The sequence below is a fragment of the Citrobacter sp. CK189 genome, from assembly GCF_030333505.1.
Lineage (GTDB): Bacteria > Pseudomonadota > Gammaproteobacteria > Enterobacterales > Enterobacteriaceae > Citrobacter_B > Citrobacter_B koseri.
The window spans coordinates 248191-266969 of record NZ_JAOWFV010000036.1 but is presented as its reverse complement, the minus strand read 5'-3'; the positions used below and the strand labels follow the sequence as shown (position 1 = coordinate 266969).

15 protein-coding genes are annotated in these 18779 nt (G+C 54.6%); 8 read left to right on the top strand and 7 right to left on the bottom strand.

The window, feature by feature from the left end:
* Positions 1–152: 152 nt before the first annotated feature.
* From aqpZ to hcr, 4 genes are all read left to right on the top strand, one after another.
* Positions 153–848 (top strand): aquaporin Z, encoded by a 696-nt coding sequence (gene aqpZ, locus OGV83_RS07680; RefSeq protein ID WP_024130486.1) that lies wholly within the window; start codon positions 153–155, stop codon positions 846–848.
* Positions 849–1022: 174 nt separating this feature from the next.
* The gene (locus OGV83_RS07675) at positions 1023–1922 is read left to right on the top strand and encodes a LysO family transporter (RefSeq protein ID WP_012133055.1); all 900 of its coding nucleotides are present in this window, start codon (positions 1023–1025) and stop codon (positions 1920–1922) included.
* 145 nt (positions 1923–2067) lie between these two features.
* Positions 2068–3720: a hydroxylamine reductase gene (gene hcp / locus OGV83_RS07670; RefSeq protein ID WP_071260105.1), complete on the top strand. Its 1653-nt coding sequence runs from the start codon at positions 2068–2070 to the stop codon at positions 3718–3720.
* A gap of 11 nt (positions 3721–3731) precedes the next feature.
* On the top strand, positions 3732–4700 hold the full coding sequence (hcr, locus tag OGV83_RS07665; protein ID WP_286463373.1) for an NADH oxidoreductase: 969 nt from the start codon (positions 3732–3734) through the stop codon (positions 4698–4700).
* 89 nt (positions 4701–4789) lie between these two features.
* On the opposite strand, the gene OGV83_RS07660 is transcribed toward hcr, so the two are convergent.
* Positions 4790–5224 (bottom strand): DoxX family protein, encoded by a 435-nt coding sequence (locus OGV83_RS07660; RefSeq protein WP_024130489.1) that lies wholly within the window; start codon positions 5222–5224, stop codon positions 4790–4792.
* A gap of 153 nt (positions 5225–5377) precedes the next feature.
* On the opposite strand from OGV83_RS07660, the gene poxB reads away from it, so the two are divergent.
* From poxB to OGV83_RS07640, 4 genes are all read left to right on the top strand, one after another.
* The gene (gene poxB / locus OGV83_RS07655) at positions 5378–7096 is read left to right on the top strand and encodes a ubiquinone-dependent pyruvate dehydrogenase (RefSeq protein WP_286463371.1); all 1719 of its coding nucleotides are present in this window, start codon (positions 5378–5380) and stop codon (positions 7094–7096) included.
* Between the two features lie 38 nt (positions 7097–7134).
* Entirely contained in the window at positions 7135–8136 is a 1002-nt protein-coding gene (gene ltaE / locus OGV83_RS07650; protein ID WP_047457837.1) for a low-specificity L-threonine aldolase, read from the top strand.
* A gap of 10 nt (positions 8137–8146) precedes the next feature.
* Positions 8147–9577 (top strand): SDR family oxidoreductase, encoded by a 1431-nt coding sequence (locus OGV83_RS07645; RefSeq protein ID WP_104868851.1) that lies wholly within the window; start codon positions 8147–8149, stop codon positions 9575–9577.
* Between the two features lie 98 nt (positions 9578–9675).
* On the top strand, positions 9676–10689 hold the full coding sequence (locus OGV83_RS07640) for a 3-beta-hydroxysteroid dehydrogenase (protein ID WP_286463370.1): 1014 nt from the start codon (positions 9676–9678) through the stop codon (positions 10687–10689).
* Between the two features lie 150 nt (positions 10690–10839).
* On the opposite strand, the gene OGV83_RS07635 is transcribed toward OGV83_RS07640, so the two are convergent.
* The 6 genes from OGV83_RS07635 to gspL form a co-directional block, all read right to left on the bottom strand.
* On the bottom strand, positions 10840–12660 hold the full coding sequence (locus tag OGV83_RS07635) for a glycoside hydrolase family 19 protein (protein ID WP_024130491.1): 1821 nt from the start codon (positions 12658–12660) through the stop codon (positions 10840–10842).
* A gap of 154 nt (positions 12661–12814) precedes the next feature.
* Entirely contained in the window at positions 12815–13249 is a 435-nt protein-coding gene (gene iagB, locus OGV83_RS07630; RefSeq protein WP_286463369.1) for a type III secretion system invasion protein IagB, read from the bottom strand.
* Positions 13250–13382: 133 nt separating this feature from the next.
* A complete protein-coding gene (locus tag OGV83_RS07625) occupies positions 13383–16091 on the bottom strand; it encodes a glycosyl hydrolase family 18 protein (RefSeq protein ID WP_200075431.1) in 2709 nt (902 codons plus the stop codon).
* Positions 16092–16355: 264 nt separating this feature from the next.
* Positions 16356–17153, bottom strand: a complete 798-nt coding sequence (locus OGV83_RS07620) for a prepilin peptidase (protein ID WP_114848464.1) — start codon at positions 17151–17153, stop codon at positions 16356–16358.
* Positions 17150–17635: a type II secretion system protein M gene (locus tag OGV83_RS07615; RefSeq protein WP_115609441.1), complete on the bottom strand. Its 486-nt coding sequence runs from the start codon at positions 17633–17635 to the stop codon at positions 17150–17152. Before OGV83_RS07615 ends, OGV83_RS07620 begins: the two co-directional genes overlap by 4 nt.
* On the bottom strand, positions 17632–18777 hold the full coding sequence (gene gspL / locus OGV83_RS07610) for a type II secretion system protein GspL (RefSeq protein WP_198448312.1): 1146 nt from the start codon (positions 18775–18777) through the stop codon (positions 17632–17634). Before gspL ends, OGV83_RS07615 begins: the two co-directional genes overlap by 4 nt.
* Between the last annotated feature and the right edge of the window lie 2 nt (positions 18778–18779).

The window sequence follows — 18779 nt, the reverse complement described above, 5'->3', positions numbered from 1 at the left end:
GCCCTAAATCAAACTAACTGAATTTTTTTAACTGGTGATTGGGTGACGTTCGTTCTTAAAATATAGTTTCCTGCATTATGTCGTCACCCTTTTATGACGATAAAAAAACAGCCGCATATTCAATGTGGTTAATTTTATTATTTGAGGTGGTTATGTTTAGAAAATTAGCAGCCGAATGTTTCGGTACATTCTGGCTCGTTTTCGGTGGCTGCGGAAGCGCCGTTCTGGCTGCGGCATTCCCTGAACTGGGAATTGGTTTTGCGGGTGTCGCGCTGGCTTTTGGTCTGACCGTACTGACAATGGCATTCGCCGTAGGTCATATTTCCGGCGGACATTTTAACCCGGCAGTGACATTAGGTTTATGGGCTGGCGGTCGTTTTCCGGCAAAAGAGGTCATTGGCTATATTATCGCTCAGGTTGTCGGCGGTATTATTGCTGCGGCGGTGCTGTATCTGATTGCCAGCGGTAAAGCAGGCTTTGATGCCGCTGCCAGCGGTTTTGCCTCTAACGGTTACGGCGAACATTCCCCTGGCGGTTATTCCATGCTTTCCGCCATCGTCATTGAAATCGTGCTGACCGCCGGTTTCCTGCTGGTCATTCATGGCGCGACGGACAAACACGCCCCGGCGGGTTTTGCCCCGATCGCCATTGGTCTGGCGTTAACCCTGATTCACCTGATCAGTATTCCGGTCACCAACACCTCTGTGAACCCGGCGCGCAGCACCGCGGTTGCGATCTTCCAGGGCGGTTGGGCATTACAACAACTGTGGCTGTTCTGGGTGATGCCGATTATCGGCGGTATTCTGGGTGGCGTGCTGTACCGCACGCTGCTTGAAAAACGCGATTAATTGAGTGAAGTCCGTGGTGTCGGGTGGCGACTACGCCTTACCCGACCTGCGGTACAGTACAATAAGCAGGCCGGGTAAGCGTTAGCGCCACCCGGCTTTTTTTGCTCCTTTACCTGACCGCCTTTATTGGGTAGTGTCATTGCGCTGTCTCGCATATAAAGGACCCGGTTGTTCATGTTTTCAGGACTTTTAATCATTTTGGTTCCACTGATTGTGGGCTACCTCATTCCGCTTCAGCATCAGGCCGCATTAAAACTGATCAACCGGCTGTTAAGCTGGATTGTCTACGTCATTCTCTTTTTTATGGGGATCAGCCTGGCGTTCCTGGATAATCTCGCCAGTAATTTGCTCGCTATTTTTCATTATTCCGCTGTCAGTATTACCGTTATTTTGCTGTGCAACATCGCGGCATTATTCTGGCTGGAACGTTCGCTACCGTGGCGACACAACCACCAGCAGGAGAAATTACCTTCACGTATCGCGATGGCGCTTGAGTCACTTAAATTATGCGGCGTCGTGGTGCTGGGTTTTCTGCTTGGCCTCAGCGGGCTGGCATTTCTCAAACACGCTACGGAAGCCAGCGAATATACGCTGATCTTCTTATTATTCCTGATCGGCATCCAGTTGCGAAACAATGGCATGACCTTAAAACAGATTGTGCTGAATCGCCGGGGGATGATTGTCGCCGTGGTGGTGGTCGCCAGCTCTATGCTCGGCGGAGTCATCAATGCGCTCATTCTCGGCCTGCCGATCAAAACCGCGCTGGCAATGGCATCAGGTTTCGGCTGGTATTCCCTGTCCGGCATTTTATTGACCGAATCGTTCGGCCCGGTAATTGGCAGCGCCGCTTTCTTTAACGATCTGGCGCGCGAGCTGATAGCGATTATGCTGATCCCCGGTCTGGTTCGTCGCAGTCGCTCCACCGCGTTAGGGTTATGCGGCGCCACGTCGATGGACTTCACGTTGCCGGTGCTTCAGCGTACAGGCGGTCTGGAGATGGTGCCTGCCGCCATCGTTCACGGTTTTATCCTCAGCCTGCTGGTGCCGATCCTGATGGCCTTTTTCTCAGCCTGATACCTCCCTGGCGGTAGAACCCTGCCGCCAAAATTGCGCTAAATCAATCTCCCTGTAAATTATGTAAGAAATCACTTTTATCCCTTTGCGCGCAGGCATAACCTTAAACATGTATATTAAATATAACTTTAAAAAAGGTGTGACCATGTTTTGTGTGCAATGTGAACAAACCATCCGTACTCCGGCGGGGAACGGCTGCTCCTACGCGCAGGGTATGTGCGGTAAAACAGCGGAAACGTCCGATCTCCAGGATCTGCTGATTGCGTCCCTGCAAGGTCTGTCTGCATGGGCTGTTAAAGCCCGTGAATATGGCATCATCGATCATGACGTTGACAACTTTGCCCCGCGTGCATTTTTCTCCACTCTGACCAACGTTAACTTCGACTCTCCGCGTATCGTCGGCTATGCCCGTGAAGCGATCGCCCTGCGCGAATCGCTGAAAGCGCAGTGCCAGAACATCGATGCAAGCGCTACGGTAAACAACCCGATGGCCGACCTGCAACTGGTCAGCGACGATCTGGGCGATTTGCAACGTCAGGCCGCCGAGTTCACCCCGAACAAAGACAAAGCCGCTATTGGCGAGAACATCCTCGGCCTGCGTCTGCTTTGCCTGTATGGCCTGAAAGGTGCGGCAGCGTACATGGAGCACGCCCACGTTCTGGGTCAGTATGACAACGACATCTACGCGCAGTACCACAAAATCATGGCGTGGCTGGGCACCTGGCCTTCCGATATGAACGCTCTGCTGGAATGTTCTATGGAAATCGGCCAGATGAACTTCAAAGTGATGAGCATCCTGGATGCCGGTGAAACCACCAAATACGGCCACCCGACCCCAACTCAGGTTAACGTGAAAGCGGTTGAAGGTAAGTGCATCCTGATCTCCGGTCACGACCTGAAAGATCTGTACAACCTGCTGGAGCAGACCGAAGGGACTGGCGTGAACGTCTATACCCACGGTGAAATGCTGCCCGCGCACGGTTACCCGGAACTGCGTAAATTCAAACACCTGGTCGGTAACTACGGCAGCGGCTGGCAGAACCAGCAGGTTGAATTCGCCCGCTTCCCTGGCCCTATCGTGATGACCTCTAACTGCATCATTGACCCGACCGTTGGCGCGTATGACGACCGTATCTGGACGCGCAGCATCGTCGGTTGGCCGGGCGTAAACCACCTGGAAGGCGAAGATTTCTCTCCGGTTATCGCTCAGGCGCAGCAGATGGCAGGTTTCCCATACAGCGAAATCCCGCATCTGATCACCGTTGGTTTCGGTCGCCAGACGCTGCTGGGCGCAGCAGACAGCCTGATCGACCTGGTCAGCCGCGAAAAACTGCGTCACATCTTCCTGGTGGGCGGCTGTGACGGCGCGCGTGGCGAACGTAACTACTTCACCGATTTCGCGACCAGCGTACCGGATGACTGCCTGATTCTGACGCTGGCCTGTGGTAAATACCGCTTCAACAAACTGGAATTCGGCGACATCGAAGGTCTGCCGCGTCTGGTTGACGCCGGTCAGTGTAACGACGCTTACTCCGCCATCATTCTGGCCGTCACGCTGGCAGAAAAACTGGGCTGTGGCGTGAACGACCTGCCGCTGTCTCTGGTGCTCTCCTGGTTCGAACAGAAAGCGATCGTCATCCTGCTGACGCTGTTGTCTCTGGGCGTGAAAAACATCGTAACCGGGCCGACTGCGCCAGGTTTCTTCACCCCGGATCTGCTGGCTGTCCTCAACGAGAAATTTGGCCTGCGTCAGGTCACCACCGTTGAAGAAGATATGCAGCAACTGTTGAGCGCGTAAGGAGTTTTAGAATGACGATGCCAACCACTCAGTGTCCGTGGCGGATGCAGGTACATCACATCCATCAGGAAACCCCGGATGTGTGGACTCTCTCATTACTGTGTCACGATCACTATCCGTACCGTGCCGGTCAGTATGCGCTGGTCAGCGTTCGCAACTCTGCGGATACGCTGCGGGCCTACACCATTTCGTCCACGCCGGGCGTGAGCGAGTACATTACGCTGACGATCCGTCGCATTGATGAAGGCGCAGGTTCACAGTGGTTAACCCGCGAGGTGAAACGCGGCGACTATATCTGGCTGTCCGATGCGATGGGCGACTTTATCTGTGAAGACAAAGCCGAAGACAAGTTCCTGATGCTGGCGGCCGGTTGCGGCGTCACGCCAATTATGTCGATGCGTCGCTGGCTGGCAAAATACCGCCCGCAGGCAGATGTGCAGGTGATCTTCAACGTGCGTTCGCCGCAGGATGTGATTTTCGCTGAGGAATGGCGTCAGTACCCGGTCACGCTGGTGGCGGAGAACAATGCGACCCACGGTTTCGTGGCGGGTCGCCTGACCACTGAATTACTGAAAAACGTGCCGGACCTGGCATCGCGCACCGTCATGACCTGCGGCCCGGCGCCGTATATGGACATGGTTGAGCAGGAAGTGAAAGCGCTCGGCGTAACGCGCTTCTTTAAAGAGAAGTTCTTTACACCAATTGCCGAAGCGGCAACGGAGGGTCTGAAGTTCACCAAACTGCAACCGGCGCAGGAGTTTTACGCGCCTGTCGGCACCACGCTGCTGGAGGCGCTGGAAAGCAATAAAGTTCCGGTGACCGTGGCATGTCGTGCTGGCGTGTGCGGCTGCTGCAAAACCAAAGTGGTTTCCGGTGAATATACGGTCAGCAGCACCATGACGCTGACCGATGCGGAAATCGCCGACGGTTATGTGCTGGCCTGCTCCTGCCATCCGCAGGGCGATTTAATTCTGGCATAAGCTCTCATTGCCGGATGACGCTTCGCTTACCCGGCCTGCCATTTTTCGGCAGGCCGGGTAAGGCATTTACGCCGCCATCCGGCAATTCTTCACCGCCAGGCCGAATTTCCCGCAACAGAGAACCGCCCCGCCCCCAGAAACGCCACCGCCAGCGCGCCAATAAAGAAATAAACTAAACTTTCTATCGCCCATGCGCCGACGGCATCCAGTTGCCAGGTTTTCCCGGTGCCGACCATTAACCACGCCACCACCATCGTCAATGCCAGCACCAGCGCGGCAGGACGCGTAAGAATACCCAGCACAATCAGGCAAGGCGCAATCACCTCGCCCACCAGCACGCCATAGGCGATAAACCCGGGCAATCCTTTTGCAATCAGCATATTGCTAATGCCATCAATACCGTCGAACAGTTTATGCAGGCCGTGAAACAGCATCAGCCCCCCTACCGCGAGGCGTAACAGAAACTTGCCAAAATCTTCATGCGTCAGCATACGGTTCACTGCATTTAATAACGTTGTAACCATCTGAATTGACTCCTGGTTCCGACTGGTTTGCCATTAAATTACGCGTTCTGTCGGTTGAAATATAGCTGCTGAAAATAAGGGGTGATGACAAAGCGTAACGATTATCTTCATCTAAACTTGTAACCGGTATCACATTACAGGAGATGGAAAACCATGAAACAAACCGTTGCCGCTTACATTGCAAAAACACTTGAACAGGCTGGCGTGAAACGTATCTGGGGCGTGACGGGCGACTCCCTGAACGGCCTGAGCGACAGCCTGAACCGGATGGGGACGATTGACTGGATGTCGACGCGCCATGAAGAGGTCGCCGCCTTTGCCGCTGGCGCGGAAGCGCAACTCACCGGTGAACTGGCGGTGTGCGCGGGTTCATGCGGGCCTGGCAACCTGCATTTGATTAACGGTCTGTTCGATTGCCACCGTAATCACGTCCCGGTTCTGGCTATCGCCGCCCACATTCCTTCCAGCGAAATCGGCAGCGGCTACTTTCAGGAGACCCACCCACAAGAGCTGTTTCGCGAATGCAGCCACTATTGCGAGCTGGTTTCCACCCCGGAGCAGATCCCGCAGGTACTGGCGATCGCCATGCGCAAAGCGGTGCTTAACCGTGGCGTCTCCGTCGTGGTGCTGCCGGGCGACGTTGCGCTGAAACCGGCGCCGGAAAGCGCCAGCACCCACTGGTATCATGCCCCGCTGCCGATCGTGACCCCGGCCGAAGAAGAGCTGAAAAAACTGGCACAGCTATTACGTTACTCCAGCAATATCGCCCTGATGTGCGGCAGCGGCTGCGCGGGCGCGCATAAAGAGCTGGTGGAATTCGCCGCCAAAATTAAAGCGCCAATTGTTCATGCGCTGCGCGGCAAAGAGCATGTAGAGTACGACAACCCTTACGATGTGGGCATGACGGGATTGATCGGCTTCTCATCCGGTTTCCATACGATGATGAATGCTGACACCCTGATCCTGCTCGGCACCCAGTTTCCCTATCGCGCCTTTTACCCGACCAACGCCAAAATCATTCAAATCGATATCAACCCGGCAAGCATTGGCGCGCACAGTAAAGTCGATATGGCGCTGGTCGGCGATATTCGCTCCACGCTCGCCGCGTTATTGCCGATGCTGGAAGAAAAAACCGATCGTAAATTCCTTGATAAAGCGCTGGAGCACTATCGCGACGCGCGCAAAGGGCTGGACGATTTAGCCAAACCGAGCGAGAAAGCGATTCACCCGCAATATCTGGCGCAGCAGATCAGCCATTTCGCCGCAGATGACGCCATCTTTACCTGCGACGTCGGCACGCCGACCGTATGGGCGGCGCGTTATCTGAAAATGAACGGTAAGCGCCGTCTGCTGGGATCGTTTAACCACGGTTCAATGGCCAATGCCATGCCGCAGGCGTTAGGCGCCCAGGCCACCGAACCGGGCCGTCAGGTGATCGCCATGTGCGGCGATGGGGGATTCAGTATGCTAATGGGCGATTTCCTCTCTGTCGTACAGATGAAGCTGCCGGTAAAAATTGTTGTTTTCAACAACAGCGTGCTGGGCTTTGTGGCAATGGAGATGAAAGCGGGCGGCTACCTCACCGACGGCACCGAACTGCACGACACGAACTTCGCTCGCATTGCTGAAGCCTGCGGCATTACAGGGCTCCGCGTTGAAAAAGCCGCCGACGTCAACGAGGCGCTGCAACGCGCGCTGTCTATCGACGGTCCGGTACTGGTCGATGTGGTCGTGGCGAAAGAAGAACTGGCCATTCCGCCGCAAATCAAACTGGAGCAGGCCAAAGGGTTTAGCCTGTATATGCTGCGCGCGATCATCAGCGGGCGCGGTGATGAAGTGATCGAACTGGCGAAAACCAACTGGCTAAGGTAAAACAATGCACATCGCCTTTTAAACTATAGGGATGTGCAATGATCGATTTACGTAGTGATACCGTTACCCGGCCGAGTCGTGCCATGCTCGAAGAGATGATGGCCGCCCCGGTCGGGGATGACGTGTACGGAGATGACCCAACTGTCAACGCCCTCCAGCAATACGCCGCTGAGCTTTCCGGCAAAGACGCGGCGATTTTTTTACCCACCGGCACTCAGGCTAACCTGGTCGCTCTGCTCAGCCACTGTGAACGCGGCGAAGAGTATATCGCCGGTCAGGGCGCGCATAACTATCTGTACGAGGCAGGCGGCGCGGCGGTGCTGGGCAGCATTCAACCGCAGCCCATTGATGCCGCCGCAGACGGTACGTTGCCGCTGGATAAGGTCGCCGCGAAGATCAAGGCGGATGATATCCATTTTGCCCGCACTCGCTTACTCAGTCTGGAAAACACCCACAACGGTAAAGTGCTGCCGCGCGAATATTTAAAACAGGCGTGGGAATTTACCCGCGAGCGCGGTCTGGCGTTACACGTTGACGGCGCGCGTATTTTTAACGCGGTCGTCGCCTACGGCTGCGAACTGAAAGACATTACTCAATACTGCGATTCATTCACCATTTGCCTGTCAAAAGGTCTGGGGACGCCGGTAGGCTCACTGTTAGTCGGCAACCAGGACTACATTAAGCGCGCCATCCGCTGGCGCAAAATGACCGGCGGCGGTATGCGTCAGGCGGGTATTCTGGCTGCTGCCGGGCTGTACGCGTTGAAGAATAACGTCGCACGTTTACAGGACGATCACGACAACGCGGCCTGGATGGCGGAGCAACTGCGTGAAGCTGGTGCGGATGTTATGCGTCACGACACCAATATGCTGTTTGTCCGCGTTGGTGAAGAGAACGCGGCGGCGATGGGCGAATACATGAAGGCGCGTGACGTGCTGATCAACGCGTCGCCAATCGTGCGTCTGGTGACGCATCTGGACGTATCGCGTGAACAGCTTGCTGAAGTCGCCGCCCACTGGCGCGCCTTTTTAACCCGCTAAGGAGACGGACGTGCCGCAACGTATTTTGGTTCTTGGCGCCAGTGGTTACATTGGTCAACATCTGGTGCGGGCGCTCAGCGCGCAAGGGCATCAGATTCTGGCGGCGGCACGTCGCATTGAACGGCTGGAAAAACAGCAACTGGCTAACGTCAGTTGTCATAAAGTCGATCTCAACTGGCCGGATAATCTGCCCGCGCTGCTCCGCGAGGTCGACACCGTCTATTATCTGGTGCATGGCATGGGCGAAGGCGGCGATTTTATTGCCCATGAGCGCCAGGTTGCGATGAACGTGCGCGATGCGCTGCGTGAAGTACCGGTCAAACAGCTCATATTCCTCAGTTCGTTGCAGGCGCCGAAACATGAGCAGTCTGACCATTTGCGCGCCCGGCAGTTAACTGCGGAGACGCTGCGCGAATCCGGCGTGCCGGTGACTGAACTGCGCGCCGGCATTATCGTCGGCGCAGGTTCAGCCGCCTTCGAAGTGATGCGCGATATGGTCTACAACCTGCCGGTGCTGACGCCGCCTCGCTGGGTGCGCTCCCGAACCACGCCCATCGCGCTGGAAAATTTGCTGCACTATCTGGTGGCGTTGCTGGATCACCCTGCCTGCGAGCACCGGGTTCTCGAAGCCGCCGGGCCGCAGGTCTTAAGCTATCAGGAGCAGTTCAAGCACTTTATGGCCGTCAGCGGCAAACATCGCCTGCTGATCCCCATCCCTTTTCCGACCCGCTGGATTTCAGTCTGGTTTTTAAATGTCATTACGTCCGTTCCGCCGACCACGGCAAAAGCGCTGATCCAGGGGCTGAAACATGACCTGCTGGCCGATGATACCGAACTGCGGACGTTGGTTCCCCAGACGCTTATCACCTTTGACGATGCCGTGCGTCGCACGCTGAAGGAGGAAGAAAAACTAGTCAACTCCAGCGACTGGGGATACGACGCCCAGGCGTTTGCCCGCTGGCGACCAGAGTATGGCTATTTTGCCAAACAGGCCGGATTCACGGTTAAAACCTCCGCCAGCCGGAAAGCCCTGTGGCAGGTGATCAACCGTCTCGGCGGCAAAGAAGGCTATTTCTTTGGCAATATTCTCTGGAAAACGCGTGCGGCAATGGATCTGCTGGTGGGGCATCGACTGGCAAAAGGCCGACCTGAACACGCGCTTCTTCAGACTGGCGACACGGTGGACAGCTGGAAAGTCATCATTGTCGAGCCGGAAAAGCAGCTGACCTTACTGTTTGGCATGAAAGCGCCGGGTCTTGGCCGTCTGAGCTTTACCCTTGAAGATAAAGGCGATCACCGGCAAATTGACGTGCGCGCCTGGTGGCACCCGCACGGGATGCCCGGCCTTTTCTACTGGCTGCTGATGATCCCGGCGCATCTCTTTATTTTCCGGGGTATGGCAAAGCGAATTGCCCGGCTTGCAGAACAAATCACAGATTAATCATAAAAACATACTGTATTCTTTCATGTTTCCCATTGCATACCGACGTAATTCACGGAAGAATGCGCACGAAGTTCTATTAACCACAGTGGATTGATATGAAGGTACTGGTTACCGGCGCCACCAGCGGCTTAGGTCGAAACGCGGTTGAGTTTTTGCGCAATAAAGGCATCAGCGTCAGAGCTACCGGTCGCAATGAAGCGATGGGCAAGCTGCTGCAAAAAATGGGAGCGGAATTTGTCCATGCGGATTTGACCGAGCTGGTCTCTTCGCAGGCAAAAGTGATGCTCGCAGGCATTGATACGCTGTGGCACTGCTCCAGTTTCACCTCGCCGTGGGGAACCCAGGAAGCCTTCGATCTGGCGAACGTCCGCGCCACCCGACGCCTCGGCGAATGGGCCGTCGCCTGGGGCGTACGTAACTTTATTCATATCTCCTCTCCGTCACTCTATTTTGATTATCACCACCATCGCGATATCAAAGAGGATTTTCGCCCGCACCGCTTCGCCAACGAATTTGCACGCAGCAAAGCGGCCGGTGAAGAGGTGATTAACCTGCTGGCGCAGGCCAACCCGCAGACGCGTTTTACCGTCCTGCGCCCGCAAAGCCTGTTTGGCCCACACGATAAAGTCTTTATTCCGCGTCTGGCGCATATGATGCACCACTACGGCAGCGTTCTGTTGCCGCACGGCGGCAGCGCGTTGGTGGATATGACTTATTATGAAAATGCCGTCCATGCAATGTGGCTGGCAAGCCAGAAAAGCAGTGACAAGCTGCCTTCTGGTCGGGTCTATAACATCACAAACGGTGAACACCGGACGCTGCGCAGCATTGTGCAAAAGCTGATTGATGAATTAAACATTGATTGTCGAATCCGTTCGGTTCCGTATCCGATGCTGGATATGATCGCCCGCAGCATGGAGCGTTTCGGCAATAAATCGGCGAAAGAGCCGACGCTGACGCACTACGGCGTTTCCAAGCTGAATTTCGATTTTACGCTGGACACCACGCGCGCCCAGGAAGAACTGGGCTATCAGCCCATCGTCACGCTGGATGAAGGCATTGAGCGTACCGCCGCCTGGCTGCGCGATCACGGCAAGCTACCGCGCTGACCGGCGCACAGTGAACACAAAAAACGGCAACCATCAGGTTGCCGTCAGATTGTTGTTGTACCGGATGGCACAATAGATACGACTCACCCGCCGCAGGCCCGATAAGCCTTCGCCATCGGGCATTTCAGGCGTTGTCGTTTTATATTGTCATTACAGCGCGCTCCACGCGTCAGACCATGCCAGACCCGCGCCGGGTTCATAATAGGCCGGCGCCGTATTACACCAGCCGCTATACGGGAATGGTTTGCACTGGAACAGCTTACCGTGGTTATTCACGATATCGCCCGCATTGTACTTGCTGTTCGCGCTCCATGCCGGATACGAACCCGAAGCGCCGTCGTCCTGAGATGGCGTTGCCGCTTTCGCTTTCACGTTGAGCAGATAAGAGGTGGTGCTGCTCAGTTCACCATCACTGACGGTCAGACTCACCTCGTACTGCTGAGCGGTCGCCGCTTCCGGCGCGGCGAAGGTTACGACCGCTTTGTCTTCGCCAGACACGGTCTGACCATCCTGAGCACGCCAGGTGTAGGTCAGTTTGTTGCCGTCTTCGTCAGTCGAACCCTCCGCGCTCAAAGAGACCTGCGCCCCCGCATCTACCGCGCCAATCGGCCCTGCGATATGGGCTACCGGCGCATGGTTAACGGTGGTCGGCTCTGCTGGCGTTTCATCTGGCACTGGCGCAGGTGCAGGCGTATCATCAGCCGGTGTTGGCGTTACGGGCTCTTCATCCGGTTTAGTCGAAGAACCGTCATCATTAATGATGTTCACATTGTAGAAATGCTGTACACATTTCGTGTAATCCCCCTCTTTAAACGCGCTGAATGGCGTCTGATAACCCACCAGTTGGCAGGCATAGGTTTTGCCGTCCGGCGTATCCGAGCTCCATCCCCAATCTTGTTCCCAGTAGATCTTCAATGCGCCCGCGCCGCCTTCATCGAACTGCTTCATGTTGGCGCAGCCCAGCACTTCATCTGCCGGAACCGGTACTTTCAGGTAGTTAGCGAACTCTTTGTAGTATTTGATACGATTCTGCGACTGCGCGATTTCCGTCGGGCCGCCGCATTCAACGCCGCCGTTGATAATCTGGGTGGTGACGCCAAAGCCGGGCACCAGACCATTAGCCTTATCATGCGCGTTCGGCTGCCAGGTGCCATCGATGACCTGCAACATGCTAGGTTTCGGCGGCTGCGGGTAGGCGAAGAAGAAAATAGCGCTCGCCAGGTTCAGCCAGGTATCGGCAACCAGCTCCGGTTTATCCAGTAGCGTGCGAACGTCGCCATACATCGCTTCGGAGAACGGCCCGTAGTTGTAGTTATAGGACAACTGTTTCGCACCGCGGCCAAAGTAACTCAGGAATTCGCCATCTTTGTCTTTGCCGCACGGCCAGGTTTGCCCCTGCCAGACGCTCGGGTTACATTCGCCGTTATAGCCGCCTTTCTGCCCTTCGCTCCAGCCCATTTCACGCACATATACCAGCGCCTGACGCCATTCGGCCTCTGGACGCCAGCTCTCATGGCCGCCGGTTTCCTGCGCAAAGTGGGCGAACATTGTTGCCAGCTCTTTGCGACAAATCGCATCACTGTCGCGACCATCGTTATAGGTCTTACACAGCGCCGGGAATTTACCGACTGCTTTCAGGAAATTGCTGTAGGTATATTCTTTAGCACGCAGCGGGAAAAGATATTCCCAGTCGCTGGCTTTGATGATTCCCTCAACGCGTTTGACGTTTTCCGGGTTGGCGGCGCGACCGGGTTCAATGAGTTCTACCTGGGCATTATCCAGCGTCTGGATCGTCTCTTTCACCGAAGCCATCAACGGGAAATTTGTCAGCTCCTGCTCCTTTTTCGCCAGATCGCTGGCTTTTATGGTGTAAGGCTCACTGCTGCTGGCCTGCAATGTATTTGCTTGCGCCATAAACGGCACCGCACAGGCACCCGCAATGAGTACACTCAATAATGTCCTTTTGCTCATTTCAATTTTTCCTTTATGTACAATAGTGATTAATTCAAATTCTGCGTTGTCCATTAACAACACGAATAAACAAACGTCAGAACCTGGGGTTTTACTTTTCGAAGAACACCAGCAGGAATTCTTCAAAAAATAAAAGCGGCTGGATTTATTTATATTACGTGGTCATTTTTATACGCTGGTATGTTTCCCAGACTTTATGCGCGTAAATCATGCGCTGCGGGTAATTCTCTTTTTTAACCCCGGCGTTATATGCGCCTACCGCCTCCCAGTTATAACCATATACTTTGATCATATCGGATAAGATCGACGCGCCGACCATAATAGATGTACAGGGTTCCAGCATCAGTCGATACTCATCAATGCCACGGCGTTCCAGCGCTGAAAAATGCGAACTATTTATTTGCATCAACCCGACATCTCTCGTCCCGTCGTGATTTCGTCCTACCGCATAGGGATTCATGCCAGACTCGACTTGCGCAATGGCAAATAATAAATAAGGGTCAACATGATAATAATTTGCGGCTCTGTCCCAGCAGTTGGCAAACGCACTTTGGCTTAACATCAATAATAACAAAATTAAACGTTTCATATTTTCATCCGGTTGTCGGGGTGATCTGCTCCTTGTCCGTTATGCACATTATTTTTTAGAGATGGCCGCCCCCAGACAGGGGCGGCTACCCTTCGCGGATAGATAACGTATCCGCATTATTAAGGTAAGAGGATTATTGACAGTCTGCGGCGGCGCCTTCTTTCACCCACACGTCGCTGTTGCCGGGTTTATCACCCTGCGTCCACCATTTAGCGCGGTATACAGACCCCTGATAGGTGGTAGTCTCACCGCCGTTGTAAACCACATCGGAACGCCAGTTGAATTTCACCTGGCTGACCAGTTCCCACGCGTCCACGCCAAAGCCTGGCTGATTGCCCTGCGTCCAGTACTTCGCTTTCCACACCAGGTGATCAAAACTGACGGTATCGCCATTGTTGTAGATTTTGCTGGCGTCCCATGCCGCGTAGTGGCTGGCATTGGCATCAACCGGGCTGTCGCAGCCGCCGGTTGCCGCGCCTTCATCAGACGGCGTCGTCCCCTCATCGGATGGCGTAGTGCCTTCATCAGGCGGTGTCGTCCCTTCGTCGGACGGCACCGGCGCTGCTTTTGGCGTAACGTTAATCTGCACGTTGGACTGCACGCTGGTTTTACCATCGCTGACCACGACGCTGACGGTGTAAGTCGAGGCGGAGCTCACTTCCGGCGCGGTGATGGTCACGCTGGAGGTGTCCGTCCCCGTCGCGTTCATGTCGCCCGGCACGCTCCAGGCGTAGGTCAACGCGTCGCCATCAGGATCGGCAGCCTGCGCATTCAGCGTGTAGGTTGCGCCTGCTTCAAGCGACACCGTTTCCAGCGGATTCACAACCGGAGCCTGGTTCGCTTTTGGCGCTTTGTTCACGACCTGAACGTCAATGGCGTTACTCAGACCTTTCGCATCGGTAACGGTCAGACGGAACGCCAGATTCTGATTGCTGGAGACGGCGGCGACGTTAAAGCTCGCTTTCGCGCTGGTGCTCTTGTTCAGCGTTACGGACGGACCGGAGATCTGCGTCCACTTATAGGTGATCGCATCGCCATCCGGGTCGGTAGAGGCAGAACCGTCCAGCGTGACCGTCGCCGGGCCGGTTACGACCTGATCAACTGCGGTCGCGACTGGCGCATGGTTGGTCACAACCGGCTCAACCGGCGTAGAACCCCCACCCAGCAAACTTTCGTTCATCGCGTTCAGAATGTCGCCGTTATCAGAGTCGATAGACCAGGAGAACAGGCCGCCGAGGTTGTTAGCCAGGACGTATTTACCTTTCGCCGCCGCAGAGCGGGCGTCTTCATAGGTAATCAGGTCGCCGGTGGATTTATTGAAAATATACGGCGCTTCCGCCGCAGCGTCGTAACGGTATTCCCAGCCTGGTTTGCCTTTGTATTCGTTAACAATCTGACGATAATCAACCACGCCCGGCTCCCAGGTGCCTTTCACCGGGCCGGTAGCCGTACCGGTAAACGGATTGTCGCCGGTATAGCCATGCACGCCAGTCCAGCCACGGCCATACATCCCTGCGCCCACCACGATCTTGCCTGGCTGCACGCCCTGCGCCAGCAACGCATTGACGCCATTTTCCGTGGTGTATTTGGTGTCCGGTTTCCACTCTGCGCCGTGCAGCGCCGCCTGGTGCCCCAGATCGGTGTTGCTCCAGCCGCCGTAGAAGTCGTAGCTCATCAGGAAGATGTGATCCATATACTGCTGCGCCTGGGCGTAGTCCACGTCTTCAATTTTGTCCTGACCGGAACCGATAGCGGAGGTCAACTCGTAAGTCCGACCGGTTTCGGCAGACAGTTCGTTGAGCATGGTGCGCAGATCGTGCATCAGTGCCGTGTAGGTCGCTTTATCCTGCTGCGGGTTGCCCAGCGTTTCATTCTGACCGCCGCCGCCCGGGAATTCCCAGTCAATATCTACGCCGTCGAAGAATTTCCAGGTCTTCAGGAAATCCTTAACGGAAGCAACAAACCGCGCGCGAATCGCGCTGTCATGCATCTGGAAGAACGGATCGGAAAGCGTCCATCCCCCAACCGATGGCAGGATTTTCAGATCCGGGTGCGCTTTTTTCAGCGCCATCAATTGACCGAAGTTGCCTTTATACGGGTCATCCCAGTTAGAGACGCCAGCCTGCGGTTTTTGCAGCGCCGCCCACGGATCGTGGATCGCCACGGTATAGTCCTGTCGGCCATTGCAGGCGCGTTTCAGCGCTTCAAAACTGTTGCCGCCTTCGATGGATTTCAGGCTGTCATTGATGCCGTCGCCGCCGCAAATGGGAATAAAGCCGTACAGGATATGGTTCAGATTAGCCGCCGGGATTTTATCTACCGGGAAATTACGTCCATACACGCCCCATTCCGGGAAGTACGCGCCCACCACTTTATCGGTATGCTGAGCAAACGTTTTATTGTTTTCCTTCATGGTGGTATTCAGCGGCAGCAGATGGCTACCGTCGGTATCCGCCACAATAATCAGCTTGCTGGCGCTTTTCGTACACCCGCTGGTATTACATAACTCAACCTGCTCCTGATAACGACCGCCTTTTTTGACTTTGAAGGTCGCAGAACCGGCAGCGCTACCTGCGCCAGACCATACGGTCTTACCATCCAACAGCACTTTCGCGGAGGTCGGCGCATCGCCGCTCCAGACGTTCCATTCCACCTTGACGTCCACGCCATCGTTATGAACTTTCACCAGGTTGTTATAATCCTGCGCAGCCTGATCCACTTCCACAATGGCGAATTTATCATTGCCGCTGGTAATAGACGGCGTACCCGGCGCAGCGGCAAAAACCGGACTTGTCGCTGCTGCCACAAAAAGTGCCAGATATTTAGGCTTCATAAATTTCATTATTAATTCCTGATAATTTTATTCGTGAATATTTAACAGCCATGCATTCCTTAGAGCATGGACGAATTGCAAACAGTAATTTATTTAAGACAACGGAAACCAACCCATTATAAAAATGAAATAATCTATTTCGCTTTACTCTCCTCCCTAAAATGGCATAAGCATTAATTCTATTAACTTATGCGACAATGATAATCTGGAAAATAAATAAGTTCCCTTTATTCCCTCGGCGAAAGAATTTAAAAAAACACTTGACCAGCCGCGTCAGAATGTGAATTGCAATGTCTGGAAGATAAACATCGCCATTCCCGAAAAGGCCAGACAGGGACCAAAAGGAATTTGCCCCGCTTTATTTACGCCAGAGTAAAAAAGTCCATACAGAACAATACCGCTTAATGCCGCAACCAGAATTAATAACGGTAACGCCTGCCAGCCGCACCACGCCCCCAGCGCCGCCAGTAGCTTAAAATCGCCCTGTCCAAGGCCTTCCCGCCCCGTCAGCAGGCGAAAACTCCAGTACACCAGCCACAGAATGAGATACCCCGCAACGGCGCCATATAGCGCGCTCGCCAACGGCATCGTGTGGAAAACGCAATGCAGCAGCAGCCCAGCCCACAGCAGCGGCTGCGTGAGACAATCCGGCAACAGCATATATTTCGCATCAATCATCGTGAGCGGCAGCAAACCGCACCATAAAACCCACAGCGCGATCAGCGTGACAAAGGAAGGGAGCGCCGCCGCCGTTGCCGCAAAAAAAAGCGCACTGGCTAACTCCACCAACAGCAAGCGCAGGGGAATCACAGACTGGCAATGACGGCAGCGACCGCGCAGGCAGCACCAGCTCAATAACGGAATATTTTCCCACCAGGCCAGTTGATGCCCGCAGTCCGCGCAGTGCGAGGCAGGAAAAAGTAAATTCCCCGCCCCTTCCTTTTCCATCACCATTGCGGGAACGCGCTCGCTGACTACGCCAAGAAAACTGCCGAGGATTCCGCCCAGGCAGGCGCTCATTATGCAAAACCCAATCGGCCAGCTTTCCCGAAACAACATGATCGTATTCATGCGTTTTTATTCCAGCTCAGCGTAATATTGGCTTTCACGTCGCTTTGACGATCGACCGGCTGCAAATCCATTTTTTGCAACTGAACGCCGGACGTGACATTCACTTCACGTAGCCAGTTTTTCAGTTCATAAATATTGACCTGTTCAACAACAAAAGAGAGTGAGCGTTCATCCTGACGAATATCAGACAACGCGAGATGGATCTCTTTCGCACTCTCTTCAATAACCGTTCGCGGGTTGTTCGTTTTTAAGACTTTCGCCTGTAAATGATTTTTATCGATTTCGTCCCGCATCCAGCGCAGCGTCTCTTTTTGCCGCATTAACGTGGACTGACTGTTTTGAATCATATGATCCAGCGGAATAATGCCGCCGTAATAAATTACCGCGCAGCACATCGCCGCCGCACATAGCGTAATAAGACCACGCTCGCGATCGCTGTAGTTTTGATAGCGCGCTTTTAATTGTGCAATTCGCTCTTTCATTTATATTTCCCCGTCACGATCGCCGTATAGGGTGACTGGTCCGAAACCGGTTGTAACGCAAAGTCAAAATGGGGAGTGGCCTGTGTAACGAAATCCTGTAGCGCCTGCGCGTTCGGCGAGGCCGCGTTCAGCGTCAACACATTCTGCGCGTTGTCATATTCCACTTCATTTATCTCAATAGCAGGCACAGACTGTTTAACCTGCTCCAGCGCCTCAAGTTGCAGAAAAATACCTTTGCTCTGTTTTTTAATATTCTGACCAAAATGGTATTTGATATTGGTTTTCTGCCGCAGACTCGGGAAATAGTGTTGAGCGACCTGGGCAATCTCGGCCTGTACCTGATTTTCCTGCTGAACCAACATCCATGCCATTGCCACGCGCGGGCCAATCAGCAACCCCATCGACAGCAGCGCAGACACCGCCATTGCTGTCCTCAGATGACGAAATCGCCCCACCTCTTTGCCGCAGGCGGCAAATGCGCCATGCAGCATATTGGCGCGACACGCTTTCCATTGCGGCTGAATCAACACCAGCGGATGCTGCCACGGCAGTTGTTCAGCGACATCGATACCCGCAGGCGCTTCGCCGTAGCAGCGCACTTCGCCATCGCCGCCTTGCGCCAGCAACAGCGGCAGCAGCGTAGCATCCGCTTCGCAGGCGCCGAACGGCGGAAAGCGCAGCCACCAGCTTTCGTCACAGGAAACCAGCGTACTGCCGCCTTCGTTTACCGGCAGCAGAATGGCGTCTGGCAATACCTGAATCACCTTCAGTCCGGCCTCTTCGCACAGCGCAAGCCAGCGCTCAAAGCCGGTGGCGTCAATGGCCACGGCATCCACTTCCCGCCCTTTTTTCCGCAATACCGTCCAGTGCAGCGAGTCCACATCGCCGATCAGCGTCTCTTCCGCCAGCCATGAAAACGGTGTGGAGGCCGTCGATAACCCTTTTTTGGGCAGGGTAAAATGACGGAACACCATCTCACTGGCGGGCAACAGCAAACAAACGCGTGTCGCCAGGGGATGTACGGCAAGCGTTTTCAGCGCATCCCGACTTTCCAGCGTTGCTACCTGCTGGCTACCGGAGACGCACCACTCGATTTTCCCGTCCACGTTTGCATCGGGACGAATAAAAAGTACCTGTTTCATAG